A 24226-nucleotide genomic window follows, 5' to 3' on the forward strand; every position below is an offset into this window, starting at 1 on the left:
GCTCATCCCATCGACATAAAAAAATTGCCGATTAATGCATATTCTCTGAGTTCAACAATTGGATTATTAATAAATATTGTCTAGAGTGAGCGGTCATAAATAAGCACTTTCTTGCCGCTGAAAACGACCAGCGCGGGACCATTCACAACACCAGAAGGACTCACTTTCAGGTATGGATCGTAGACGATTTATTAAAGGTTCAATGGCTATGGCCGCCGTGTGCGGTACCAGCGGCATTGCTTCTCTTTTTTCTCAGGCGGCATTCGCGGCAGATTCTGATATTGCCGACGGGCAAACCCAGCGTTTTGACTTCTCCATTCTACAGTCAATGGCGCACGACTTAGCGCAAACCGCGTGGCGTGGTGCGCCGCGTCCGTTACCTGACACTCTGGCGACAATGACGCCGCAGGCTTATAACAGTATTCAATACGACGCCGAAAAATCGCTCTGGCATAACGTTGAGAACCGTCAACTGGACGCTCAGTTTTTCCATATGGGAATGGGATTCCGTCGCCGCGTTCGTATGTTTTCTGTTGATCCCGCAACACATCTGGCGCGTGAAATTCACTTTCGCCCGGAGTTGTTCAAATACAACGATGCGGGTGTTGATACCAAACAATTAGAAGGGCAAAGCGATCTCGGTTTTGCCGGTTTTCGCGTGTTTAAAGCCCCCGAACTGGCGCGCCGTGATGTCGTATCATTCCTCGGTGCGAGTTATTTCCGCGCGGTTGATGATACATATCAATACGGTTTGTCGGCTCGCGGCCTGGCGATCGACACTTACACCGACAGTAAAGAAGAGTTCCCCGACTTTACCGCCTTCTGGTTTGATACGGTAAAACCAGGGGCAACCACCTTTACCGTTTATGCGTTGCTCGATAGCGCCAGCATTACTGGTGCCTATAAGTTCACTATCCATTGTGAGAAAAGTCAGGTGATTATGGATGTGGAAAATCACCTGTATGCGCGCAAAGACATTAAACAGCTGGGCATTGCGCCGATGACCAGCATGTTCAGCTGCGGCACTAATGAACGTCGGATGTGCGACACCATTCATCCGCAAATCCATGACTCTGATCGTCTGTCCATGTGGCGGGGCAACGGCGAGTGGATTTGCCGTCCGCTGAATAATCCGCAAAAATTGCAGTTCAATGCTTACACCGACAACAACCCGAAAGGGTTTGGTTTATTGCAACTGGATCGTGATTTCTCTCATTATCAGGACATTATGGGCTGGTATAACAAACGCCCAAGTCTGTGGGTGGAACCGCGTAACAAGTGGGGTAAGGGCACCATCGGCCTGATGGAAATCCCAACAACGGGCGAAACGCTGGATAACATTGTCTGCTTCTGGCAGCCAGAAAAAGCTGTAAAAGCGGGTGATGAGTTTGCATTCCAGTATCGTCTGTACTGGAGTGCGCAACCGCCTGTTCATTGCCCATTAGCGCGCGTTATGGCAACGCGTACCGGCATGGGCGGTTTCCCGGAAGGTTGGGCGCCTGGTGAACACTATCCTGAAAAATGGGCGCGTCGTTTTGCCGTCGATTTCGTTGGTGGTGATCTGAAAGCTGCCGCACCAAAAGGCATTGAGCCGGTGATTACGCTTTCCAGTGGGGAAGCGAAGCAAATCGAAATTCTCTATATTGAACCCATTGATGGTTATCGTATTCAGTTTGACTGGTATCCGACTTCGGACTCCACTGATCCGGTCGATATGCGGATGTATCTGCGTTGTCAGGGCGACGCTATCAGTGAAACATGGCTGTATCAGTATTTCCCGCCAGCGCCGGATAAACGTCAGTATGTTGACGACCGCGTGATGAGTTAATCGTTTTTTCTTCGGCACCTTCTTCGGGAGGTGCCGTCTGGTTAAACACGATCCCGCTCGCATTTTTCCCTAAGTTAAATGAGTAATCTGATAGTGTGTATTTCAGATACACCTTGTCAGCCACTAACAGGGAGTGCGTATGTTTCCAGAATACCGAGATTTAATATCCCGTCTGAAAAACGAAAATCCTCGCTTTATGTCCTTGTTCGATAAACACAATAAACTTGATCATGAAATTGCCAGAAAGGAAGGTTCCGACGGTCGAGGATACAATGCGGAAGTGGTCCGCATGAAAAAACAAAAGCTACAGTTAAAAGATGAGATGCTCAAAATCCTGCAGCAGGAGAGCGTCAAAGAGGTGTAAACTTTCCTAAGCCGCCAGCCAGGCGGCTTTTTTAACAACTGCATGGATTGACTGGAGATAAGATGGCTGAAACGATAAAAGTAAGTGAATCACTTGAATTACATGCTGTTGCAGAAAGTCATGTCACACCTCTTTATCAGTTAATCTGTAAAAATAGAACCTGGTTACAGCAGTCGCTAAACTGGCCGCAGTTTGTTCAAAGTGAAGAGGACACGCGAAAAACGGTGCAGGGCAATGTAATGTTGCATCAACGCGGCTATGCCAAAATGTTCATGATTTTCAAAGAAGATCAACTTATCGGCGTTATCTCGTTTAATCGTATTGAACCACTGAATAAAACCGCTGAAATCGGCTACTGGCTGGACGAATCTCATCAGGGGCAGGGGATCATTTCTCAGGCGCTGCAGGCATTGATTCATCATTACGCTCAGTCTGGTGAACTTAGACGCTTCGTGATCAAATGTCGGGTGGATAATGCGCAAAGCAACCAGGTCGCTTTGCGCAATGGTTTTATCCTTGAAGGTTGCCTGAAACAGGCTGAGTTTCTGAATGATGCCTATGATGATGTGAACTTATACGCGCGTATTATCGATTCACAATAACCCTGCCAGCGGCGTTCGCGTAATGCGCTCTTCGCCGTTAATGACTTTTGGACCACGGACATGAACCGTGTCGCCATCAAAGGCTTCAACGACGGCGTGGTCGGTCAACTCCACATGGTTTTCAATTATCACCGCACCTGTAATACGGCTCTCACCTTGTATTACAACGTGTTCGTCGAGCAGAATCGGTCCGCCACGTACCACTGCCTTTCCGCCAATCAAGACATGATGTTTTAACACACAATTACCTTCCACAATGGCATATTCCGCTACCTGCGAACTGTAATGAATTGTCGGAATGGCATCTTCTTCTATGCCAGCTTTCACCTGCGCGTGACCGTAGACTTTAGCGCAATCGCATAGCCAGACGTTCTTCTCTTCATTACCTTCAATACTGGCAAAATCAAAAACTTCGGCGCGATGTTCAATAAAAGCATACCGGACGACGGCATCGCCATAAATTTGTGCCTGGTGGACAATACGCGAGGCGCTAACCTTTGCGCGATCATAAATTTGTAGCAGGAGTTGATGGTCGGAGGTTAAGCCTTGCGCGGCGACGATCATAGAATGTTGATCAATTAAGGCGTGACCAAATATTCTACATTGACCGCAAACTAATGAGTCACGAATGGTGACACTGTCACTTATATATGCACCCTGACTGACTTCACTATTATCGATCCAGACGTTATCCGTTGCGTAAACCTCTCCCCAAAGGACGCTGGTGCCGGTGATACGCGTATTACCGGAAATCACCGTTCCGCCGAACGCAATAGCATTCTGGTCGTAAATCCAGCAATTTCCTTCCTGTGCTAACACCGTTTCGCGATCGATCCAGCCGCCAGCGGTTCCTGCTATCACATCGTTAAAATCGCTCATGGCGATAATTTGCCGTAATAACACACTTTTTTTAGTGCCATCATCCTGATAACTAAAGGCTCGCTGTTCTTCACTTAGACGATATTTGCGCATAGCGTTTTCCCACAGGTGACTTACTATAACCGTAGCAAATTCTGCGGCTCTGGCTATGCTCGAGAAAATTCCATAAAATGCATTTCAAATATACTTTATAAATTAAACAAAATGAGTAAGAAGATGCAGAGCGATAAAGTGCTCAATTTGCCGGCAGGCTACTTTGGTATTGTGTTGGGGACGATAGGGATGGGATTTGCCTGGCGCTATGCCAGCCAGGTTTGGCAGGTCAGCCACTGGTTAGGGGATGGGCTGGTAATTCTGGCGATGATCATCTGGGGATTATTGACTAGCGCATTTATTACCCGACTCATACGCTTTCCGCATAGCGTGCTGGCGGAAGTGCGCCATCCAGTGATGAGCAGTTTTGTGAGTTTGTTTCCTGCAACGACGATGCTGGTAGCGATTGGTTTTGTTCCGTGGTTTCGCCCACTGGCGGTATGCCTGTTCAGTTTTGGTGTCGTGGTTCAGTTGGCTTATGCCGCCTGGCAAACTGCGGGATTATGGCGCGGATCTCATCCTGAAGAAGCTACCACGCCTGGACTGTATCTGCCGACAGTTGCCAACAACTTTATCAGCGCAATGGCCTGTGGTGCATTGGGCTACACCGACGCCGGTCTGGTGTTTTTAGGCGCAGGCGTTTTCTCATGGTTAAGCCTGGAACCGGTGATCTTGCAGCGTCTGCGCAGTTCGGGAGAATTACCCACGGCGCTGCGGACATCACTCGGCATTCAGCTCGCTCCTGCGCTGGTGGCCTGTAGTGCCTGGCTGAGCGTCAACGGCGGCGAGGGTGACACGCTGGCGAAAATGCTTTTCGGTTATGGGCTGCTGCAACTGCTGTTTATGCTACGTCTGATGCCATGGTATCTCTCCCAGCCATTTAATGCTTCATTCTGGAGTTTCTCGTTCGGCGTATCTGCACTGGCAACCACCGGTTTGCATCTGGGGAGTGGCAGCAATAATGGATTTTTCCATACCCTGGCGGTGCCGCTGTTTATCTTTACCAATTTTATAATAGCAATACTGCTTATCCGTACTTTCGCGCTTCTGATGCAGGGGAAATTGTTAATCAAAACAGAGCGCGCTGTTTTAATGAAAGCTGAGGACAAAGAATGATCATTCGTGACGAAAACTATTTTACTGATAAGTATGAATTAACCCGCACACACTCTGAAGTACTGGAAGCGGTGAAAGTGGTTAAACCCGGTAAAACGCTGGATCTGGGCTGTGGCAATGGTCGTAACAGTCTTTACCTGGCAGCCAATGGTTATGAAGTTGACGCATGGGATAAAAATGCCATGAGTATCGCCAACGTCGAGCGCATTAAATCCATTGAAAATCTGGATAATTTACACACCCGGGTTGTTGATCTGAATAACCTCACATTTGATGGGCAGTACGATTTTATTCTTTCGACTGTGGTGCTGATGTTCCTTGAGGCTAAAACCATCCCAGGACTGATTGCCAATATGCAACGTTGCACTAAACCTGGCGGTTACAACCTGATTGTGGCGGCGATGGATACCGCTGATTATCCATGTACCGTCGGCTTCCCGTTTGCCTTCAAAGAGGGAGAATTACGTCGATATTACGAAGGCTGGGAGATGGTGAAATACAATGAAAACGTCGGTGAGTTGCACCGCACCGATGCCAACGGTAATCGGATTAAACTGCGTTTCGCCACGATGCTGGCACGTAAAAAATGACCCGGTAGAACAAGGCGCGTGAAAATGCCCCGCGTTGAGATGGTTAACCGTTGTTCTTTTCGGTAAGCATATTTTTAATCAAAAGGATGTGAAATTAATCACGGTAGTCGAAGTTTTTCATCAGCTTAACGCACTGATATTTAACTACTGATGATTGACTTAGCCCCTTTTTCGGCATTGACTATGTCGTCTGAAAAGGGGCTGATAAATTTATTTTTACCAACACTTTTTTTGCCACAACACGAAGCGGTGCTTTTTGCTATAACTTAAAAAGTAATATAATCATCTCAGGAAACTATTCATGCGTACCACATCATTTGCGAAAGTTGCAGCTTTATGCGGCTTGTTGGCTCTGTCTGGTTGTGCCTCTAAAATCACCCAGCCAGATAAATATTCTGGCTTTTTAAACAATTACTCTGATTTAAAAGAAACAACTTCTGCAACGGGTAAGCCTGTTTTACGTTGGGTAGACCCGAGTTTTGATCAAAGCAAATATGACAGCATCGTCTGGAACCCAGTCACTTATTATCCGGTACCGAAACCATCTACCCAGGTAGGGCAGAAAGTTCTGGATAAAATTTTGAGTTATACCAACACCGAAATGAAAGAAGCGATTGCGCAGCGTAAACCACTGGTTACCACCGCTGGGCCGCGTAGTCTGATTTTCCGTGGGGCCATTACCGGTGTAGATACCAGCAAAGAAGGGTTGCAATTCTATGAAGTGGTTCCTGTTGCATTAGTGGTCGCGGGGACGCAAATGGCGACGGGCCACCGTACCATGGATACTCGCCTGTATTTTGAAGGTGAGCTGATTGATGCAGCTACTAATAAACCGGTTATCAAAGTCGTTCGTCAGGGCGAAGGTAAAGACCTGAATAACGAAAGTACGCCAATGGCTTTCGAGAATATTAAGCAAGTTATTGATGACATGGCGACCGATGCCACAATGTTTGACGTTAACAAAAAGTAATTCCAGTCGCGCCATCGTAAGATGGCGCTTTTTATTATTGGTTTCTGTCAGCGATTAAATTTAACACCATGTAACAAACGCCACCGGCAATTAATCCCCAAAACGCAGAACCAATCCCGACAAGCGTTAGTCCACTTGCCGTTACCAGAAATGCGACCACCGCCGCGTCGCGCTCACGCTCATTATGCAGCGCCTGATACAAACTGCCGCCAATGGTACTCAACAGCGCCAGACCTGCCAGCATCTGGATCCAACTTACGGGCAGGGCAGCCATCATCCCGGTAATAGCACTACCAAAAAAACCTGCGAGCAAATAAAAAATGCCTGCAACGGCAGCTGCCAGCCAACGTTGATCTTTATCCGGATGCGCTTCCGGGCTTTGGCAAATAGCCGCGGTGATTGCTGCAATACCGACGGAATAAACCCCGAAAGGGGAAAATACCAGCGCCAGCAATCCAGTAAATACAATCAACGGCGAAACAGGAGCTGAATACCCGGCCGCTTTCATTGCCGCAATACCCGGTGCGTTTTGCGATGCCATCGTCACCAGAAAAAGGGGGAGTGCAACGCTCAGACTGTGAGCAAACGAAAATTTAGGGGCAATATAAGCGGGGAGAACGGGTTTAAAGACAACATCATTTGTGACAACGTCACCTTGCGCGATAACGATCACGATCCCAATAATCATCGCGGCAATTACCGCATAGCGCGGCGCAACGGCCCTGGTTGCCAGCCATACCAGCAACATACTACCGCATAACGTAAATTGACCATCCAGACTGGCAAACGCCTGTAAACCAAAGCGTAATAAAATCCCGGCAAGCATTGCCGCTGCCAGCGAGTGCGGAATAATACGCATCAGACGAGCAAAGAGTCCCGTTATGCCGCAGAGGATTATTAACGCGTTGGTGACAATAAAAACGCCGATGGCTTCGTTAAGTGTTAGTCCCTGTAATCCGGTGACCAACAAAGCCGCGCCAGGAGTTGACCATGCGGTGAGAACAGGTACGCGATACCATAATGTCAGAGCCAGCGTACTGACGCCCATTGCCAGCCCCAGCGCCGTCATCCAGCCAGAGATTTGTGCAGTGGTGGCTCCGGCGACAATCGCTGCTTGCCAGATTATTGCCGCTGAACTGGCGTAGCCAATTAATACCGCCAGAAACCCCGCCAGTAGCGTGGGTGGAGGAATAGAAAACAGACGCATGGTCACCTCGTGCGTTATAGCGTACAGGTACCGTAGCATTTGTCCGTTATAACGCACAAGTGATAAACTTCCGCTTTGCCGGAGGAGTCACATGGAAAATCTCACTCGCTTTTTATCCACTACACTTAAACAACTACGTCAGCAGCGCGGCTGGAGTCTTTCGCGACTGGCAGAAGCGACGGGGGTTTCTAAAGCGATGTTAGGGCAGATTGAGCGTAATGAGTCCAGCCCGACGGTCGCGACATTATGGAAAATTGCCACCGGGTTGAATGTGCCATTTTCGACATTTATTTCTCCGCCGCAGTCCGCTACGCCTTCAGTTTATGATCCGCAACAGCAGGCGATGGTGATCACTTCGCTGTTTCCTTATGATCCGCAACTCTGCTTTGAACACTTCTCAATTCAGATGGCTCCCGGTGCAATAAGTGAATCGACGCCCCATGAGAAGGGAGTAATCGAACATGTTGTCGTCATTGATGGGCAACTTGATCTGTGCGTTGATGGTGAATGGCAGAGCCTTAATTGTGGAGAAGGCGCTCGATTTGCTGCAGACGTTACGCATGTCTATCGTAATGGTGGGGAGCAAATCGTACATTTTCATTCCCTCATCCATTACCCACGCAGTTAAGCGGGAAAACTATTTCGCAACGTCGCGCTTGTGGCTAAAATAGCCGCCATTTTTCAGCTACTGGATAAGAATGTGACCGTATCTTCTCATCGACTTGAACTGTTAAGCCCGGCACGCGATGCCGCCATTGCCCGCGAAGCTATTTTGCACGGTGCCGATGCTGTTTATATCGGCGGCCCTGGTTTTGGTGCCCGTCATAATGCCAGTAATAGCCTGAAAGATATCGCCGAACTGGTGCCGTTTGCCCATCGTTATGGTGCAAAAATTTTCGTCACGCTTAACACCATTTTGCATGATGATGAGCTGGAACCCGCTCAGCGGTTAATTACCGATCTTTACCAGACCGGTGTCGATGCGCTGATTGTTCAGGACATGGGGATTCTGGAACTTGATATTCCGCCGATTGAATTACACGCAAGTACGCAGTGTGATATTCGTACTGTAGAGAAAGCGAAGTTCCTCTCAGACGTTGGTTTTACCCAGATTGTGCTGGCGCGTGAGCTAAACCTGGAGCAGATCCGCGCGATTCATCAGGCCACGGACGCGACAATTGAGTTCTTTATTCATGGCGCATTGTGCGTGGCATATTCTGGTCAATGCTACATCTCTCATGCACAAACGGGGCGCAGTGCTAACCGTGGAGATTGCTCCCAGGCGTGCCGTTTGCCATACACGTTGAAAGACGATCAAGGGCGAGTGGTTTCCTATGAAAAACATTTGCTGTCGATGAAAGATAACGATCAGACTGCCAACCTCGGCTCGCTGATTGATGCTGGCGTGCGCTCCTTCAAGATTGAAGGGCGTTACAAAGATATGAGTTACGTGAAGAATATCACCGCACATTATCGCCAGATGCTGGATGCCATTATTGAAGAACGTGGCGATCTGGCGCGTGCGTCATCAGGTCGTACTGAACATTTCTTTGTCCCGTCGACGGAAAAGACTTTCCACCGAGGCAGCACAGACTACTTTGTTAACGCGCGTAAAGGCGATATTGGCGCGTTCGATTCACCGAAATTCATTGGCCTGCCGGTGGGCGAAGTATTGAAAGTAGCGAAAGATCATATTGATGTTGCCGTTACCGAGCCACTGGCAAATGGCGATGGCCTGAACGTGATGATTAAACGTGAAGTCGTCGGTTTTCGTGCGAATACGGTAGAGAAAACCGGAGAAAATCAGTACCGCGTCTGGCCCAATGAAATGCCAGCAGATTTGCACAAAATTCGCCCGCATCACCCACTAAACCGTAATCTTGATCATAACTGGCAGCAGGCACTGACAAAAACCTCCAGCGAACGTCGGGTGGCGGTAGACATTGAACTGGGCGGCTGGCAGGAACAACTGATTCTGACCCTCACCAGTGAAGAGGGTGTCAGCATCACGCATACGCTGGACGGGCAGTTCGACGAAGCCAATAACGCCGAAAAAGCAATGAACAATCTGAAGGATGGTCTGGCAAAACTGGGGCAAACCATCTATTACGCCCGCAATGTGCAAATTAATTTGCCGGGGGCGCTGTTTGTACCAAACAGTCTGTTAAACCAGTTCCGCCGTGAAGCCGCCGATATGCTTGATGCTGCGCGTCTTGCCAGTTACCAGCGCGGCAGCCGTAAACCGATTGCTGATCCTGCGCCGGTTTATCCGCAAACGCATTTGAGTTTCCTCGCGAACGTTTACAACCAGAAAGCGCGTGAATTTTATCATCGCTATGGTGTGCAACTGATTGATGCGGCGTATGAAGCGCATGAAGAGAAGGGGGAAGTGCCGGTAATGATCACCAAGCATTGTCTGCGCTTTGCCTTCAATCTGTGTCCGAAACAGGCAAAAGGTAACATCAAAAGCTGGAAGGCGACGCCAATGCAACTGGTTAATGGCGATGAAGTATTAACGCTAAAGTTCGATTGTCGCCCATGTGAGATGCACGTCATAGGCAAAATCAAAAATCACATACTGAAAATGCCGTTACCGGGAAGCGTAGTGGCATCCGTTAGTCCGGATGATCTGCTGAAAACATTGCCGAAGCGAAAAGGGTAAAACGCCAGTTTTCTGGTTACTCACAACTTATTGAATCTGCATGATCTTGTCGGCCGGGTAAGGCGTCACGCCGCATCCGGCAATAAATAAATGACTCAACGTTGTCCCGCTTCTGGTTTGCGCGATTTTTGCCAGTAAAAATGCTCGCGCAAACCTTCCGCCGACTCTTCCGCCACGGCACGCAATTCATCGCTGTCCGCTTCATGACGCAGCTGATGATCCACATTCTTTACCCACATAAATTCATGTCCTTTGTGCCCTGCCATGAGTTGTCCTGAGAACAGTGCACACGTTAATAAGACAACCGATAAAGCCTTCGAAAACATCCCGCCACCTTTTTCTGACCTTTTGCCGCTATGATGCCGATCGTTTCTTGAGGTTATTATTCAGTTTTGCAAATTAGCGCAAAGAAATTCTGGAATCTTCCTTCCTGATTTTGCATTGCATTCTGCCGTTGCGGCGATTTAGTGCTATTTTCGAGCACATTACACACGGAGGTAAACTTCGCCATTAAATAGTCACGATCACTTTATTGAAGTGCCTTTGAGCGTCGCCTCTAAGGTATTGCTGTTAAATGCTTTTTTACAGTCAGAAATCACTCAGCAAGAGTTAGCCAGGCGAATTGGCAAACCTAAACAGGAAATTACGCGCTTATTTAACTTGCACCATGCGACAAAAATCGACGCCGTCCAGCTTGCGGCTAAGGCGCTTGGCAAAGAGTTATCGCTGGTGATGGTTTGATAACAGTTAATGAAAAGTTGTCATTTTTAACAACTGATATAGACTGCCGAATCACCTGCACATAATAACGATTCGATAATGAAAAAATACCAGCAGCTTGCAGAACAATTACGCGAGCAGATTGCGTCGGGTATCTGGCAACCCGGAGATCGTTTGCCTTCGTTGCGTGACCAGGTGGCGCTTTCTGGCATGAGCTTTATGACTGTCAGCCATGCCTATCAGTTGCTCGAAAGTCAGGGATATATTATCGCGCGACCGCAATCGGGTTATTACGTTGCGCCACAGGCAATAAAAATGCCGAAAGCGACAGTCATTCCAGTCACTCGAGATGAAGCAGTCGATATCAACACCTATATTTTTGATATGTTGCAGGCCAGTCGCGATCCGTCGGTAGTTCCGTTTGCCTCGGCCTTTCCCGACCCGCGACTTTTCCCCCTCCAACAACTAAACCGCTCGCTGGCGCAGGTAAGCAAAACCGCCACGGCGATGAGCGTGATTGAAAACTTACCGCCAGGAAACGCAGAACTGCGTCAGGCTATTGCTCGTCGCTATGCCTTACAGGGCATCACTATTTCTCCTGATGAAATTGTCATTACCGCCGGGGCGTTAGAGGCATTAAACCTCAGTTTACAAGCGGTAACGGAACCAGGCGATTGGGTGATAGTAGAGAATCCTTGTTTCTACGGCGCGTTGCAGGCGCTGGAGCGGTTACGGCTGAAGGCGTTATCGGTGGCGACGGATGTGAACGAAGGGATCGACCTTCAGGCGCTGGAACTGGCGTTGCAGGAGTATCCGGTGAAAGCGTGCTGGCTGATGACTAATAGCCAGAATCCGCTCGGTTTTACCTTAACGCCGCAGAAAAAAGCGCGGCTGGTAGCGTTGCTCAATCAGTACAACGTAACGCTGATTGAAGATGACGTTTACAGCGAACTTTATTTTGGACGGGAAAAACCGCTGCCTGCGAAAGCGTGGGATCGCCATGATGGCGTTTTGCATTGCTCTTCGTTTTCGAAATGTCTGGTGCCTGGTTTTCGTATTGGTTGGGTCGCCGCTGGAAAACATGCACGCAAAATTCAACGCTTGCAGTTGATGAGTACGCTTTCGACCAGTTCACCGATGCAGCTTGCGCTGGTGGATTACCTTTCCACGCGCCGATACGACGCCCATCTTCGTCGCCTGCGTCGCCAGCTTGCGGAACGTAAACAACGTGCCTGGCAGGCACTGCTGCGTTATCTGCCTGCGGAAGTGAAAATTCATCATAATGACAGCGGTTATTTTCTCTGGCTGGAACTCCCCGCGCCGTTAGATGCGGGCGAATTAAGCCTGGCAGCACTGACGCATCATATCAGTATTGCGCCGGGTAAAATGTTTTCTACCGGTGAAAACTGGTCACGTTTTTTTCGTTTTAATACTGCATGGCAGTGGGGCGAGCGTGAAGAACAGGCGGTTAAACAATTAGGCAAACTTATTCAAGAACGGCTGTAATAGCGTTTAATTTAATTCCTCTTAGGTTGGGTAATATGAATTTCGAATAGCAGTCATATTTCCTAACCCCTTGTCTATACTCCAGAAGATAACCTCACAGACGGCATAATGCGCGGTAGCTCACAACCTGATTAAATTTTCTCAGGGGCGAAGGTGTGCCTGCAAGCCGCCGTCTATGGTTAAACAAGGAGATATTTTTACGGCACGGCGGCTGAACAATTAATTACGACAGGAGTAAGACCTTATGAGCAAGACATTTGCCCGCAGCAGCCTGTGTGCGCTCACCATGACAATAATGACCGCTCACGCCGCCGAACCGCCTACCAATTTAGATAAACCGGAAGGGCGACTGGATATTATCGCCTGGCCGGGATACATCGAACGCGGACAAACTGATAAACAATACGACTGGGTAACGCAATTCGAAAAAGAGACAGGCTGCGCGGTGAATGTGAAAACCGCCGCGACTTCTGATGAAATGGTCAGTCTGATGACCAAAGGGGGTTACGATCTGGTTACAGCATCCGGCGATGCCTCGCTGCGCCTGATTATGGGCAAACGCGTGCAGCCGATTAATACCGCATTGATTCCCAACTGGAAAGCGCTCGATCCGCGCGTGGTTAAAGGCGACTGGTTTAACGTTGGCGGCAAAGTTTACGGCACTCCTTACCAATGGGGGCCGAACCTGCTGATGTACAACACGAAAACCTTCCCGACGCCGCCGGATAGCTGGCAAGTGGTTTTTGTTGCGCAGAATCTGCCGGACGGTAAGAGCAATAAAGGCCGCGTTCAGGCTTATGATGGCCCTATTTATATTGCGGATGCTGCGTTGTTCGTTAAAGCCACTCAGCCGCAGTTGGGCATCAGCGATCCGTATCAACTCACCGAAGAACAGTACCAGGCGGTGCTGAAAGTGCTGCGCGATCAACATAGTTTGATCCATCGCTACTGGCATGACACTACCGTGCAAATGAGCGATTTCAAAAACGAGGGTGTGGTTGCTTCCAGTGCATGGCCCTATCAGGCCAACGCCCTGAAAGCCGAAGGCCAGCCTGTCGCTACCGTTTTCCCGAAGGAGGGCGTTACCGGTTGGGCTGACACCACCATGCTACATAGCGAAGCGAAACATCCGGTTTGCGCCTACAAATGGATGAACTGGTCATTAACGCCAAAAGTGCAGGGCGATGTGGCGGCCTGGTTTGGCTCGTTACCGGTAGTGCCGGAAGGGTGTAAAGCCAGTCCGTTATTAGGCGAAAAAGGTTGTGAAACAAACGGTTTTAACTATTTCGATAAAATCGCCTTCTGGAAAACGCCTATAGCAGAAGGGGGCAAGTTTGTTCCCTACAGTCGCTGGACGCAGGATTACATTGCCATTATGGGCGGTCGCTAACTTCGCTGGGGTGTTTTATGACGTACGCAGTGGAGTTTGACAACGTCTCGCGACTGTATGGTGATGTGCGCGCGGTAGATGGCGTCAGTATTGCGATAAAAGATGGTGAGTTTTTCTCAATGCTGGGGCCGTCTGGCTCCGGCAAAACCACCTGCCTGCGCCTGATTGCTGGATTCGAACAGCTTTCCGGCGGGACTATATCTATCTTTGGTAAACCCGCCAGCAATCTGCCACCGTGGGAGCGGGACGTGAATACCGTTTTCCAGGACTACGCGCTTTTTCCGCATATGTCGATTCTTGACAACGTGGCCTATGGGCTGATGGTCAAAGGGGTGGATAAAAAACAGCGACACGTAATGGCGCAAGAGGCGCTGGAGAAAGTGGCGCTCGGATTTGTACAGCAACGTAAACCGTCACAACTTTCTGGTGGTCAGCGTCAGCGGGTTGCCATTGCCAGAGCGTTAGTGAATGAACCGCGCGTATTGCTGCTGGATGAACCGCTCGGCGCACTGGATCTTAAGCTGCGTGAGCAGATGCAACTGGAGCTAAAAAAGCTACAACAGTCTCTTGGCATCACCTTTATTTTCGTCACCCACGATCAGGGCGAGGCATTATCGATGTCCGATCGTGTTGCGGTATTCAATAACGGTCGCATTGAGCAGGTCGATTCCCCGCGCGATCTCTATATGCGTCCGCGCACGCCGTTTGTTGCGGGATTCGTCGGGACATCCAACGTTTTTGAGCCGCTAATGGCCGAGAATCTTTGCGGCATGATAGGCAGTTTTGCCCTGAGACCGGAACATATCCGCCTCAACACCCCCGGCGAAGTGCAAGTTAATGGCACGATCCAGGCGGTGCAGTATCAGGGCGCGGCGACCCGTTTTGAACTGAGACTGAATGGCGGTGAAAAACTGCTGGTGAGTCAGGCCAATATGACAGGCGAAGAACTGCCTGCCACGCTCACGCCCGGACAACAGGTGATGGTTTCCTGGTCGCGCGATGTGATGGTGCCGCTGGTTGAGGAGAGGTGAATGGCGATGAACGTATTGCAATCACCTGCGCGCCCAGGGTTGGGTAAGGTGTCAGGTTTCTTCTGGCGGAAACCGGGACTGGGGCTGTTTTTGCTGCTGCTTGGTCCGCTGATGTGGTTTGGCATTGTCTATTTTGGTTCACTCCTGACGTTGTTATGGCAGGGCTTTTATACCTTTGACGATTTCACTATGTCGGTAACGCCTGAACTGACGCTGGCGAATATCCGTGCGCTGTTTAATCCGGCGAATTACGACATCATCCTCCGCACGCTAACCATGGCTGTGGCTGTCACTATCACCAGCGCCATTCTGGCTTTTCCGATGGCGTGGTATATGGCGCGCTATACCAGCGGGAAAATGAAAGCGTTCTTCTATATTGCGGTGATGCTGCCAATGTGGGCAAGCTACATTGTTAAAGCTTATGCCTGGACATTATTGCTGGCAAAAGATGGCGTGGCGCAGTGGTTTTTACAACATCTGGGGCTGGAACCACTGCTGACAGCGTTCCTTACATTACCAGCGGTGGGCGGTAACACGTTGTCAACTTCCGGGCTGGGGCGCTTTCTGGTGTTTCTCTATATCTGGCTGCCGTTCATGATCCTGCCGGTGCAGGCAGCGCTGGAGCGTTTGCCGCCGTCATTGTTGCAGGCGTCGGCTGATCTTGGCGCGCGTCCACGGCAAACCTTTCGCTATGTGGTGCTGCCGCTGGCGATCCCGGGTATTGCCGCTGGCTCTATCTTTACCTTCTCGCTCACGCTGGGCGATTTTATCGTCCCACAACTGGTTGGCCCTCCGGGGTATTTTATTGGCAATATGGTCTACTCTCAGCAAGGGGCGATTGGCAATATGCCGATGGCGGCGGCTTTTACTCTGGTGCCGATTGTTCTCATCGCACTGTACCTGGCGTTCGTGAAACGTCTGGGAGCATTCGATGCACTCTGAACGCGCACCGTTTTTCCTTAAACTGGCGGCCTGGGGCGGCGTGGTTTTCCTTCATTTTCCCATCCTGATTATCGCCGCCTATGCTTTTAATACCGAAGATGCAGCGTTTAGTTTTCCACCGCAAGGCCTGACGCTGCGCTGGTTTAGCGTGGCAGCACAGCGTAGCGATATTCTTGATGCTGTGACACTGTCACTTAAAGTGGCGGCGCTGGCGACATTAATTGCGCTGGTATTAGGGACACTGGCCGCTGCTGCGCTGTGGCGTCGGGACTTTTTCGGTAAAAGCGCCATTTCATTGTTATTGCTGCTGCCCATTGCGCTGCCGGGCATTGTCACTGGTCTGGCGCTATTAACCGCCTTTAAAACCATCAATCTGGAGCCGGGATTTTTCACCATCGTGGTCGGTCATGCGACTTTTTGCGTAGTGGTGGTGTTTAACAATGTCATCGCCCGTTTTCGCCGCACCTCCTGGAGTCTGGTTGAGGCGTCAATGGATCTTGGGGCCAATGGCTGGCAAACCTTCCGCTACGTGGTGTTGCCGAATCTCAGTTCGGCGCTTCTGGCAGGAGGAATGCTGGCGTTTGCTTTGTCGTTCGATGAAATCATCGTGACGACTTTTACGGCAGGTCATGAACGAACGTTACCGTTGTGGTTGCTCAATCAGCTTGGGCGACCACGTGATGTACCGGTAACCAACGTGGTGGCACTGCTGGTTATGTTGGTAACAACCTTGCCGATCCTGGGGGCCTGGTGGCTAACCCGCGAAGGCGACAATGGTCAATAACCACTGATACAGGAATATGCTATGCAACATAAGTTACTGATTAACGGAGAACTGGTTAGCGGCGAAGGGGAAAAACAGCCTGTCTATAATCCGGCAACGGGGGACGTTTTACTGGAGATTGCCGAGGCATCCGCAGAGCAGGTGGATGCTGCTGTTCGCGCGGCAGATGCAGCATTTGCCGAATGGGGGCAAACCACGCCGAAAGCGCGTGCGGAATGCCTGCTGAAACTGGCCGATGTTATTGAAGAAAATGGTCAGGTTTTTGCCGAACTGGAGTCCCGTAATTGTGGCAAACCGCTGCATAGTGCGTTCAATGATGAAATTCCGGCGATTGTCGATGTCTTTCGCTTTTTCGCCGGGGCGGCGCGCTGCCTCAATGGTCTGGCGGCCGGCGAATACCTTGAAGGTCATACTTCAATGATCCGTCGGGATCCGTTGGGGGTCGTGGCTTCTATCGCACCGTGGAATTATCCGCTGATGATGGCCGCGTGGAAACTGGCTCCGGCGCTAGCGGCAGGGAACTGCGTAGTGCTTAAACCATCAGAAATTACGCCGCTGACAGCGTTGAAGCTGGCTGAACTGGCGAAAGATATCTTCCCGGCTGGCGTGATTAATGTGCTGTTTGGCAGAGGCAAAACAGTGGGCGATCCGCTGACCGGACATCCCAAAGTGCGGATGGTGTCGCTGACGGGCTCTATCGCCACCGGCGAGCACATCATCAGCCATACAGCGCCGTCTATTAAGCGTACTCATATGGAACTTGGTGGCAAAGCGCCAGTGATTGTTTTTGATGATGCTGATATTGAAGCAGTGGTCGAAGGTGTTCGTACTTTTGGCTATTACAATGCCGGACAGGATTGTACTGCGGCTTGTCGGATCTACGCGCAAAAAGGTATTTACGATACGCTGGTGGAAAAACTCGGTGCTGCAGTGGCAACGTTAAAATCGGGTGCGCCGGATGACGAGTCCACAGAGCTTGGACCGTTAAGTTCGCTGGCACATCTCGAACGTGTCAGCAAGGCGGTAGAAGAGGCGAAAGAGACAGGGCACATCAAAGTGATCACCGGTGGTGAAAAGCGCAAGGGTAATGGTTATTACTATGCGCCTACGCTGCTGGCTGGCGCGTTACAGGACGATGCCATCGTGCAAAAAGAGGTATTTGGTCCGGTGGTGAGCGTGACGGCCTTTGACAATGAAGAACAGGTGGTGAACTGGGCGAATGACAGCCAGTACGGGCTTGCATCTTCGGTATGGACTAAAGATGTGGGCAGGGCGCATCGTGTCAGTGCACGGCTGCAATATGGTTGTACCTGGGTCAATACCCATTTCATGCTGGTAAGTGAAATGCCGCACGGTGGACAGAAACTTTCTGGTTACGGCAAGGATATGTCACTTTATGGGCTGGAGGATTACACCGTCGTCCGCCACGTCATGGTTAAGCATTAAGGATAATATTGCAGATCGTAAGAGTATGAGAAGATCTTGCGTACTGTCAGAGAGTTGATTTCTCTGACAGTACGTGCTGCGTGCAAAATCACTACATCAAATAAACCAGCCAAATCTCATAGAGATAAGAGTAAACAAACCAACAGCAGCAAAGACATTTATCAGTACTACAGTTCTACTGGAAACATTCATTTTTGCCACCTTTTATCATTGCCCCTATGTGTATAGTACGGGTTAAGAAAATCCGCAATAATACTCATTCTGAAGATGGATAAGGGCAAGTTGCTGTTTGATGATTTTTTCTCAAACTGGTGAAAAAACTTGATGCACGTCAAAAAATGACGCATATTTGCGCGCGTTTTATTCATCTGGCTGGACGCCCGTACATGTCTCTCTATCAACACATGCTTGTTTTTTATGCGGTTATGGCAGCAATCGCATTTCTTATCACCTGGTTTCTTTCTCACGATAAGAAACGCATCCGTTTCTTAAGCGCCTTTCTGGTGGGGGCAACATGGCCGATGAGTTTCCCGGTGGCGCTGTTGTTTTCACTGTTTTAAATCTTACGCACTGGCTTGACGGCACCACGCAGACTTATATCATTTGGATGAATCGATAAATTTCACAAGTGGCTAAGGAGAAAGTATGTCGCATCTGGATGAAGTCATCACGCGCGTGGATGCCGCGATTGAAGAGAGCGTCATTGCCCATATGAACGAATTATTAATCGCCCTGAGCGATGACGCGGAGTTAAGTCGGGAAGATCGCTACGCCCAGCAGCATCGTCTGCGCACAGCAATCGCCCATCACGGTCGCAAGCATAAAGAAGATATGGAAGCGCGCCACGAACAGTTAACCAAAGGCGGCACCATCCTCTGATTAAAATGTGCGCCTGGCCACCAGCCAGGCACCAACCACAAGTAAAATTGCGCCACAAATTGGGCCGATCAACGCCCGTAGTGGTACGCCATGACTGCGGAAGATATCCAGCACCAGACCGCCAATTAGCTGGCTGGCGACCAGTACTGCAATAGTTGTCGCCGCTCCCAAATTCTGATATCCGCTGATACTGGCGAAGACAAAAAAAGATCCCAGCAAGCCGGGTATAAGTGTCCACCAGCGTACGCTGGACACCAGTTCGCCAAACCCCGCCATGCCTTGTTTAAACCATAAAATAGAAACAAAGAGCACAATCCCTACCAGTGAGTTCAGCAACATGGCGATGAGAATGGTAGAGGAGGTCTGGGTGATGCGCACCATTAGCGTGTTCTGGACGACCAGACCAATCCCTGCGGCAATCAAAAAGGCAAGGGTAAGCGACTGATTCATCAGATTGCGTCCGGTTCACTGCGTTCGTCGAGTTGCAACTGCATAAATGTCAGATCCAGCCAGCGCCCAAATTTAGTGCCCACCTGCGGCATTTGTGCGGTGATGACAAATCCCAGCGACTGGTGCAGATGCAGCGAAGCCTGATTTTGCGATTCGATCCCGGCGACCATGACATGCTTCCCGCAATCCCGCGCTTCATCAATCAATCGGCTTAACAATTTACGCCCAAGACCTTTGCCCTGATGATCGGGATGGACATAAACCGAATGCTCCACGGTATGGCGAAAACCATCGAAACTACGCCAGTCGCCAAACGAGGCATATCCCGTCACTACGCCATCTTCTTCACTCACCAGCACCGGATAACCTGCTATGGTCCGCGCTTCAAACCAGGCAATGCGGTTATCTGCATCCACCGTTTGGTCATTCCAGATAGCCGCCGTATACAACACGGCGTGGTTATAAATTTCCGCAATGGCAGCACAGTCGGCTTTGCGGGCAAAACGGATGGACATGTTTGGCCTCGATTAAATAATGATGATGACGTTATCAATACTATCGAAAACAGCCCGAAGCAACGGATTCCTCGATGAAATTATTGCGTGTTGCAGAGGGGATGTGACGACTGCAAACAAAACCAATCCTGCGAGCCTGCTACTATTGATGGATTCATGCCAAAAGCACAGGAGAGCATTATGGGGCAACAAAAGCAGCGTAACCGCCGTTGGGTTCTGGCCTCGCGTCCGCATGGCGCGCCGGTTCCGGAGAATTTTCGTCTTGAAGAAGATGATGTCGCCACACCGGGTGAAGGACAGGTATTACTGCGCACAGTTTATTTGTCACTGGACCCGTATATGCGTGGACGTATGAGCGATGAGCCATCTTATTCACCGCCGGTTGACATTGACGGCGTGATGGTCGGCGGTACGGTGAGCCGTGTCGTGGAGTCAAATCATCCTGATTACCAGCCTGGTGACTGGGTGCTGGGCTACAGTGGATGGCAGGACTATGACATATCCAGTGGTGATGATTTGGTGAAACTTGGCGATCATCCGCAAAATCCATCGTGGTCGCTGGGTGTGCTGGGGATGCCAGGCTTTACCGCTTATATGGGCCTGCTGGATATCGGTCAGCCCAAAGAAGGCGAAACGTTGGTGGTAGCTGCAGCGACAGGACCAGTGGGGGCGACGGTGGGGCAAATCGGCAAACTTAAAGGTTGCAGAGTGGTGGGGGTAGCTGGTGGCGCGGAAAAATGCCGCCATGCTACCGAGGTGTTGGGCTTCGATGTCTGCCTTGACCATCACGCGGATGATTTTGCCGAGCAACTGGCGAAAGCGTGCCCAAAAGGTATCGATATTTATTATGAAAACGTTGGCGGTAAGGTATTTGATGCGGTGCTACCGTTACTCAATACATCCGCGCGCATTCCCGTCTGCGGCTTAGTGAGCAGCTATAACGCTACAGAGCTACCACCCGGTCCGGATCGTTTACCCCTGTTGATGGCAACGGTGCTGAAAAAACGCATTCGCTTGCAAGGGTTTATTATTGGTCAGGATTATGGTCACCGTATCCATGAGTTTCAGCAGGAGATGGGACAATGGGTGAAAGAGGGGAAAATTCACTATCGTGAACAAATTACCAACGGTTTGGAGAACGCCCCACAGACGTTTATCGGGCTGCTGAAGGGTAAAAACTTTGGCAAAGTGGTGATCCGCGTGGCGGATGATGATTAAAGTTTCAACGGCGGCGTAAGGCCGCCATAAAAATCCAGGCAAAAAGCTTATTTTCAGCTTTAATTAACTGACCACATCATTGTTCTGCTGCTAATAACTACAAAGGTGAGTGGCTTATGATTATTCATTTTAACACACCAGGTGAACGCCTTCTGCTATGCAGGCAGGGTCGGAAAGAAAACACGCGAAGGAAGTAAAATGCCTGGAACGGAAAAAATGAAACATGTCAGTTTGACTATGCAGGTTGAGAACGACCTGAAACATCAACTAAGTATTGGCGCACTAAAACCTGGCGCACGCCTGATTACTAAAAATCTGGCGGAGCAATTAGGTATGAGTATTACACCTGTGCGTGAAGCATTATTACGTCTGGTTTCGGTGAATGCGCTTTCTGTCGCACCAGCGCAAGCATTTACAGTTCCGGAAGTGGGGAAACGTCAATTAGACGAAATCAATCGGATCCGCTACGAACTGGAATTAATGGCAGTTGCTCTGGCTGTAGAAAACCTCTCCTCGCAAGATATAGCGGAACTTCAGAAATTGCTCGATAAATTACAGCAGGCGCAAGAAAAGGGCGACATGGAACAAATCATTAATGCGAACAGGTTATTTCGCTTAGCGATTTATCATCGTTCAAATATGCCCATCCTGTGTGAGATGATTGAGCAACTGTGGGTCAGGATGGGACCTGGTTTACATTATCTTTATGAAGCGATTAATCCAGCGGAATTACAGGATCGTATAGAAAGCTATCATGAACTACTCGCCGCGTTGAAAGTAAAAGACAAAGAGCGATGCAGACATTGTCTTGCTGAAATTATGCAACAAAATGTTGCTATGTTATACCAGCAATATAATCGTTAAATTAAATGCCCGGCAAATACCGGGCATCAAGATAATCACTCAAATCGCCACGCAACATTCACGCCAATACCATAATTTCGCCCGGGCGCAGGTTCGTAATATCGCCCGTTCGACTCATTGACAATGACAGAACCAACGTATTCTTTATCGAATAAATTGTCGACACGGCCAAATAAATCCACAGTTAAATTGTGGTAATTGTATTTATACCCCGTGAATAAGCCGACGAGTGTATAAGAAGGCGCTTTGGCCGTATTTTCATCATCGGCCATAATATCGCCCATATAACGCGCTTCCGTGCCTGCATACCAGCCATCTTCCGGTACATAACCTATCGACGCAAAGCCCATATTACGGGCGATCCCCGGCATCCGGTTACCGTTACAATCCTGTTCATTGCAAACATTGCTGCGATAGGTCGCATCAAGCCAGGTCCAGGACGCTTTTACGCGAAAATCTCCCGCGAAACGTTGATCCCATGCCAGTTCAGCACCTTGACGACGGGTCTTTCCGGCATTTTTATAAGTCGTACGTCCACCGCTACTGCTATCGACAACAATTTCATCATCGGTGTCGGTCTGGAACAATGCGAGACTAAGCAGCCCATCACTAATGCGTGTTTTACTGCCGATCTCAATTGTATCGTTGGTGGATGGTTTTAAACCAAAGTTCATACCGCTTTGACCGTCAGCACGATAAGACAGCTCATTAATCGTCGGCGTTTCAAAACCACGCCCGGCTGCCAGATAGATATTCCAGGCATCGGTCATTGCATATTTTAACGATCCGGCTGGTAGCCATTTGTGATAACTGGCATCACCACTGTCATCGCCGTTACCCGGAGTAACGTAATGATCGTTGGAATCAAACCATACGGAGCTGTAGCGCACACCGGCATCCAACGAAAGTTTTTCCGTCAGCTGCCACTGCGTTTGTAAATAAGGATCGACGTTCCACATCAGATTGCGTTCGTCGCGGCGCAACTCACCTTTTTGCCCGTACTCCGGCACACCGCTGTTCAGGCGGAAGTTGTTGTAGCCTTTACGGTTTTCACTCATGTTTTCGTAGTTCAGGCCGGTAGTGAACGTGACCGGAACACCCAGTTCGCCACGGTGTGTCCAGCGGCTGTCTATCCCCTGATAATGGCGTTGTAGAGTAATCACACCGCCCGCATGCGATGGGTTAAGTTGCGGGGCCATTGGGATTGACTGGTACTGGGTCGTTTCTCGTTCTCCGGCATACATCATCACACTCATATCATCTTGCGCGCTTAGGCTACGTTCATAGCGCAACCCAGCCTGAGTTTGCTTGATGGTTTTACGCGTGTCGTACTGTTCTGCACGAGGTGCTTGTTGTGGATTCGCCTTCCATTCTGCTTCGGTTAGCCCACCTGGATCATCTGCTTTGATATCCACACTATTGAAAATCAGGCTTAATTTGCTGGCGTCATCAATGCGTACACCCAGTTTGGCATTGGCTAAATTTTTCTGTGCGCCACTATGGTCACGATATCCGTGGGTCGTAAAACGCGTGGTTGAGACGGTGTAATCGACATCACCAGGTTGTGTACCGTCGCCCGTTGCGCCCGTTGCTTTCAGCCCATAGCGCCAGCTACCAAAACTGCCGTAGTAACTACTGGCTTCAATGGTTGGTGGCTGTTGCCCGGTCTGGGTGGTGACATTCATTACACCGCCAGACGCGTTGCCATACAGGGCAGAAAAGGGGCCACGCAGCACTTCCACATTTTGTACACTGCTTAAATCGATGTTGGATGTTTGCCCTTGTCCGTCGGGCATCGTGGCGGGAATACCGTCCACATACAGGCGAATACCGCGAATACCGTAAGTGGAACGGGAACCAAATCCGCGAATCGACAGCTGTAAATCTTGCGCATAGTTCTGCCGGTTTTGTACCTGCAAACCAGGCACGCCAGTCAGTGATTCAGACAAGTTAATGCGCGGTGTTGCCAGGCGCATCTCCTCGCCATCCACCACGCTCACGGCTGCTGGGGTATCCAGTTCTGAAACCACCTGCGGCGCGGCACTGACAATCATAGTCTGTTCATCAGCGGCAAAAACAACGGGGGAAAGGACAAGCAGTGCGGGCAAAACGGTCTGTCGGACGGAAAAAATCTTCATGAAAAAAGCCAGGTTAAGAATGGGAAAACGCC

At 49.8% G+C, this 24226-nt stretch carries 25 protein-coding genes and 1 pseudogene; 19 read left to right on the plus strand and 7 right to left on the minus strand.

Annotated features, from left to right (window positions below):
* Positions 1 to 172 precede the first annotated feature (172 nt).
* From opgD to rimL, 3 genes are all read left to right on the plus strand, one after another.
* Positions 173 to 1828 carry a glucan biosynthesis protein OpgD gene (opgD, locus tag HEN33_RS02875; RefSeq protein WP_000375956.1) on the plus strand — a complete coding sequence of 552 codons (1656 nt, stop codon included), beginning with the start codon at positions 173 to 175 and terminating at the stop codon, positions 1826 to 1828.
* 139 nt (positions 1829 to 1967) lie between these two features.
* Positions 1968 to 2192 carry a YdcH family protein gene (locus tag HEN33_RS02880; RefSeq protein WP_001296778.1) on the plus strand — a complete coding sequence of 75 codons (225 nt, stop codon included), beginning with the start codon at positions 1968 to 1970 and terminating at the stop codon, positions 2190 to 2192.
* A gap of 62 nt (positions 2193 to 2254) precedes the next feature.
* Positions 2255 to 2794 carry a 50S ribosomal protein L7/L12-serine acetyltransferase gene (gene rimL / locus HEN33_RS02885; RefSeq protein WP_160524456.1) on the plus strand — a complete coding sequence of 180 codons (540 nt, stop codon included), beginning with the start codon at positions 2255 to 2257 and terminating at the stop codon, positions 2792 to 2794.
* Here the strand turns inward: rimL and ydcK are convergent.
* Positions 2786 to 3766 carry a YdcK family protein gene (ydcK, locus tag HEN33_RS02890; protein WP_176263732.1) on the minus strand — a complete coding sequence of 327 codons (981 nt, stop codon included), beginning with the start codon at positions 3764 to 3766 and terminating at the stop codon, positions 2786 to 2788. The genes rimL and ydcK overlap by 9 nt on opposite strands.
* Positions 3767 to 3889: 123 nt before the next feature.
* On the opposite strand from ydcK, the gene tehA reads away from it, so the two are divergent.
* The 3 genes from tehA (at position 3890) to HEN33_RS02905 (ending at position 6442) form a co-directional block, all read left to right on the plus strand.
* Positions 3890 to 4882: a dicarboxylate transporter/tellurite-resistance protein TehA gene (tehA, locus tag HEN33_RS02895; RefSeq protein WP_001353207.1), complete on the plus strand. Its 993-nt coding sequence runs from the start codon at positions 3890 to 3892 to the stop codon at positions 4880 to 4882.
* Positions 4879 to 5472, plus strand: a complete 594-nt coding sequence (gene tehB, locus HEN33_RS02900) for a tellurite resistance methyltransferase TehB (RefSeq protein ID WP_176263733.1) — start codon at positions 4879 to 4881, stop codon at positions 5470 to 5472. The genes tehA and tehB overlap by 4 nt, the downstream gene beginning before the upstream one ends.
* Positions 5473 to 5773: 301 nt before the next feature.
* A complete protein-coding gene (locus HEN33_RS02905; protein WP_001261024.1) occupies positions 5774 to 6442 on the plus strand; it encodes a DUF3313 domain-containing protein in 669 nt (222 codons plus the stop codon).
* 34 nt (positions 6443 to 6476) lie between these two features.
* Here the strand turns inward: HEN33_RS02905 and ydcO are convergent, their stop codons facing one another.
* Complete coding sequence (gene ydcO, locus HEN33_RS02910; RefSeq protein ID WP_176263734.1) at positions 6477 to 7688, minus strand: BenE family transporter YdcO; 1212 nt, start codon at positions 7686 to 7688, stop codon at positions 6477 to 6479.
* 52 nt (positions 7689 to 7740) lie between these two features.
* Here ydcO and sutR point away from each other — a divergent pair, with 52 nt between their 5' ends.
* Together sutR and rlhA are read left to right on the plus strand one after the other, a co-directional pair.
* Positions 7741 to 8277 carry a DNA-binding transcriptional regulator SutR gene (gene sutR / locus HEN33_RS02915; RefSeq protein ID WP_000429506.1) on the plus strand — a complete coding sequence of 179 codons (537 nt, stop codon included), beginning with the start codon at positions 7741 to 7743 and terminating at the stop codon, positions 8275 to 8277.
* A gap of 72 nt (positions 8278 to 8349) precedes the next feature.
* Positions 8350 to 10311, plus strand: a complete 1962-nt coding sequence (rlhA, locus tag HEN33_RS02920; RefSeq protein ID WP_176263735.1) for a 23S rRNA 5-hydroxycytidine C2501 synthase — start codon at positions 8350 to 8352, stop codon at positions 10309 to 10311.
* Positions 10312 to 10406: 95 nt separating this feature from the next.
* On the opposite strand, the gene HEN33_RS02925 is transcribed toward rlhA, so the two are convergent.
* Positions 10407 to 10637, minus strand: a complete 231-nt coding sequence (locus tag HEN33_RS02925; RefSeq protein ID WP_000491567.1) for a DUF2554 family protein — start codon at positions 10635 to 10637, stop codon at positions 10407 to 10409.
* A gap of 178 nt (positions 10638 to 10815) precedes the next feature.
* Here HEN33_RS02925 and hicB point away from each other — a divergent pair.
* From hicB to patD, 7 genes and pseudogenes are all read left to right on the plus strand, one after another.
* Positions 10816 to 11052 (plus strand): annotated as a pseudogene (hicB, locus tag HEN33_RS02930) (type II toxin-antitoxin system antitoxin HicB); the annotation flags it as partial.
* A 78-nt stretch (positions 11053 to 11130) separates the two neighbouring features.
* On the plus strand, positions 11131 to 12537 hold the full coding sequence (locus HEN33_RS02935; RefSeq protein ID WP_160530640.1) for an aminotransferase-like domain-containing protein: 1407 nt from the start codon (positions 11131 to 11133) through the stop codon (positions 12535 to 12537).
* Between the two features lie 244 nt (positions 12538 to 12781).
* On the plus strand, positions 12782 to 13927 hold the full coding sequence (gene ydcS / locus HEN33_RS02940) for a putative ABC transporter substrate-binding protein YdcS (protein WP_104919752.1): 1146 nt from the start codon (positions 12782 to 12784) through the stop codon (positions 13925 to 13927).
* Positions 13928 to 13944: 17 nt separating this feature from the next.
* Positions 13945 to 14958 (plus strand): ABC transporter ATP-binding protein, encoded by a 1014-nt coding sequence (locus tag HEN33_RS02945; protein WP_000220426.1) that lies wholly within the window; start codon positions 13945 to 13947, stop codon positions 14956 to 14958.
* A complete protein-coding gene (locus HEN33_RS02950) occupies positions 14959 to 15900 on the plus strand; it encodes an ABC transporter permease (RefSeq protein ID WP_001251299.1) in 942 nt (313 codons plus the stop codon).
* Positions 15890 to 16684 (plus strand): ABC transporter permease, encoded by a 795-nt coding sequence (locus HEN33_RS02955; RefSeq protein ID WP_000555466.1) that lies wholly within the window; start codon positions 15890 to 15892, stop codon positions 16682 to 16684. The genes HEN33_RS02950 and HEN33_RS02955 overlap by 11 nt, the downstream gene beginning before the upstream one ends.
* Positions 16685 to 16705: 21 nt before the next feature.
* On the plus strand, positions 16706 to 18130 hold the full coding sequence (gene patD, locus HEN33_RS02960) for an aminobutyraldehyde dehydrogenase (protein WP_001163863.1): 1425 nt from the start codon (positions 16706 to 16708) through the stop codon (positions 18128 to 18130).
* Positions 18131 to 18226: 96 nt separating this feature from the next.
* Here patD and yncL read toward each other — a convergent pair whose 3' ends face one another.
* Positions 18227 to 18322 (minus strand): stress response membrane protein YncL, encoded by a 96-nt coding sequence (gene yncL / locus HEN33_RS02965; RefSeq protein ID WP_001303494.1) that lies wholly within the window; start codon positions 18320 to 18322, stop codon positions 18227 to 18229.
* A gap of 194 nt (positions 18323 to 18516) precedes the next feature.
* Between yncL and ortT the strand changes: the two genes are divergently transcribed.
* Entirely contained in the window at positions 18517 to 18690 is a 174-nt protein-coding gene (gene ortT, locus HEN33_RS02970) for an orphan toxin OrtT (protein ID WP_000061178.1), read from the plus strand.
* An 85-nt stretch (positions 18691 to 18775) separates the two neighbouring features.
* On the plus strand, positions 18776 to 19009 hold the full coding sequence (gene ydcY / locus HEN33_RS02975; protein WP_176263736.1) for a DUF2526 family protein YdcY: 234 nt from the start codon (positions 18776 to 18778) through the stop codon (positions 19007 to 19009).
* On the opposite strand, the gene HEN33_RS02980 is transcribed toward ydcY, so the two are convergent.
* Together HEN33_RS02980 and HEN33_RS02985 are read right to left on the minus strand one after the other, a co-directional pair.
* Positions 19010 to 19459, minus strand: coding sequence for a DMT family transporter (locus tag HEN33_RS02980; RefSeq protein ID WP_001076528.1), 450 nt, complete (start codon positions 19457 to 19459; stop codon positions 19010 to 19012). It abuts the gene before it with no gap.
* Positions 19459 to 19974, minus strand: coding sequence for a GNAT family N-acetyltransferase (locus tag HEN33_RS02985; RefSeq protein WP_000027557.1), 516 nt, complete (start codon positions 19972 to 19974; stop codon positions 19459 to 19461). The genes HEN33_RS02980 and HEN33_RS02985 overlap by 1 nt, the downstream gene beginning before the upstream one ends.
* Before the next feature lie 180 nt (positions 19975 to 20154).
* On the opposite strand from HEN33_RS02985, the gene curA reads away from it, so the two are divergent.
* Together curA and mcbR are read left to right on the plus strand one after the other, a co-directional pair.
* Positions 20155 to 21192 (plus strand): NADPH-dependent curcumin/dihydrocurcumin reductase, encoded by a 1038-nt coding sequence (gene curA / locus HEN33_RS02990; RefSeq protein ID WP_024212169.1) that lies wholly within the window; start codon positions 20155 to 20157, stop codon positions 21190 to 21192.
* 198 nt (positions 21193 to 21390) lie between these two features.
* The gene (mcbR, locus tag HEN33_RS02995; RefSeq protein ID WP_176263737.1) at positions 21391 to 22056 is read left to right on the plus strand and encodes a colanic acid/biofilm transcriptional regulator McbR; all 666 of its coding nucleotides are present in this window, start codon (positions 21391 to 21393) and stop codon (positions 22054 to 22056) included.
* Between the two features lie 35 nt (positions 22057 to 22091).
* On the opposite strand, the gene pqqU is transcribed toward mcbR, so the two are convergent.
* Positions 22092 to 24194, minus strand: coding sequence for a TonB-dependent receptor PqqU (gene pqqU / locus HEN33_RS03000; protein ID WP_176263738.1), 2103 nt, complete (start codon positions 24192 to 24194; stop codon positions 22092 to 22094).
* Positions 24195 to 24226: the final 32 nt, after the last annotated feature.

The organism is Escherichia sp. 94.0001, from assembly GCF_013369155.2.
Taxonomy (GTDB): Bacteria; Pseudomonadota; Gammaproteobacteria; order Enterobacterales; family Enterobacteriaceae; genus Escherichia; species Escherichia coli_F.

What these genes read in the sequence shown, in the direction of transcription:
- opgD (WP_000375956.1), top strand. Translation starts at nt 173, where the DNA reads ATGGATCGTAGACGATTTATTAAAGGTTCAATGGCTATGGCCGCCGTG.
- HEN33_RS02880 (WP_001296778.1), top strand. Translation starts at nt 1,968, where the DNA reads ATGTTTCCAGAATACCGAGATTTAATATCCCGTCTGAAAAACGAAAAT.
- rimL (WP_160524456.1), top strand. Translation starts at nt 2,255, where the DNA reads ATGGCTGAAACGATAAAAGTAAGTGAATCACTTGAATTACATGCTGTT.
- ydcK (WP_176263732.1), bottom strand. Translation starts at nt 3,766, where the DNA reads ATGCGCAAATATCGTCTAAGTGAAGAACAGCGAGCCTTTAGTTATCAG.
- tehA (WP_001353207.1), top strand. Translation starts at nt 3,890, where the DNA reads ATGCAGAGCGATAAAGTGCTCAATTTGCCGGCAGGCTACTTTGGTATT.
- tehB (WP_176263733.1), top strand. Translation starts at nt 4,879, where the DNA reads ATGATCATTCGTGACGAAAACTATTTTACTGATAAGTATGAATTAACC.
- HEN33_RS02905 (WP_001261024.1), top strand. Translation starts at nt 5,774, where the DNA reads ATGCGTACCACATCATTTGCGAAAGTTGCAGCTTTATGCGGCTTGTTG.
- ydcO (WP_176263734.1), bottom strand. Translation starts at nt 7,688, where the DNA reads ATGCTACGGTACCTGTACGCTATAACGCACGAGGTGACCATGCGTCTG.
- sutR (WP_000429506.1), top strand. Translation starts at nt 7,741, where the DNA reads ATGGAAAATCTCACTCGCTTTTTATCCACTACACTTAAACAACTACGT.
- HEN33_RS02925 (WP_000491567.1), bottom strand. Translation starts at nt 10,637, where the DNA reads ATGTTTTCGAAGGCTTTATCGGTTGTCTTATTAACGTGTGCACTGTTC.
- HEN33_RS02935 (WP_160530640.1), top strand. Translation starts at nt 11,131, where the DNA reads ATGAAAAAATACCAGCAGCTTGCAGAACAATTACGCGAGCAGATTGCG.
- ydcS (WP_104919752.1), top strand. Translation starts at nt 12,782, where the DNA reads ATGAGCAAGACATTTGCCCGCAGCAGCCTGTGTGCGCTCACCATGACA.
- HEN33_RS02945 (WP_000220426.1), top strand. Translation starts at nt 13,945, where the DNA reads ATGACGTACGCAGTGGAGTTTGACAACGTCTCGCGACTGTATGGTGAT.
- HEN33_RS02950 (WP_001251299.1), top strand. Translation starts at nt 14,959, where the DNA reads ATGGCGATGAACGTATTGCAATCACCTGCGCGCCCAGGGTTGGGTAAG.
- HEN33_RS02955 (WP_000555466.1), top strand. Translation starts at nt 15,890, where the DNA reads ATGCACTCTGAACGCGCACCGTTTTTCCTTAAACTGGCGGCCTGGGGC.
- patD (WP_001163863.1), top strand. Translation starts at nt 16,706, where the DNA reads ATGCAACATAAGTTACTGATTAACGGAGAACTGGTTAGCGGCGAAGGG.
- yncL (WP_001303494.1), bottom strand. Translation starts at nt 18,322, where the DNA reads ATGAATGTTTCCAGTAGAACTGTAGTACTGATAAATGTCTTTGCTGCT.
- ortT (WP_000061178.1), top strand. Translation starts at nt 18,517, where the DNA reads ATGTCTCTCTATCAACACATGCTTGTTTTTTATGCGGTTATGGCAGCA.
- ydcY (WP_176263736.1), top strand. Translation starts at nt 18,776, where the DNA reads ATGTCGCATCTGGATGAAGTCATCACGCGCGTGGATGCCGCGATTGAA.
- HEN33_RS02980 (WP_001076528.1), bottom strand. Translation starts at nt 19,459, where the DNA reads ATGAATCAGTCGCTTACCCTTGCCTTTTTGATTGCCGCAGGGATTGGT.
- HEN33_RS02985 (WP_000027557.1), bottom strand. Translation starts at nt 19,974, where the DNA reads ATGTCCATCCGTTTTGCCCGCAAAGCCGACTGTGCTGCCATTGCGGAA.
- curA (WP_024212169.1), top strand. Translation starts at nt 20,155, where the DNA reads ATGGGGCAACAAAAGCAGCGTAACCGCCGTTGGGTTCTGGCCTCGCGT.
- mcbR (WP_176263737.1), top strand. Translation starts at nt 21,391, where the DNA reads ATGCCTGGAACGGAAAAAATGAAACATGTCAGTTTGACTATGCAGGTT.
- pqqU (WP_176263738.1), bottom strand. Translation starts at nt 24,194, where the DNA reads ATGAAGATTTTTTCCGTCCGACAGACCGTTTTGCCCGCACTGCTTGTC.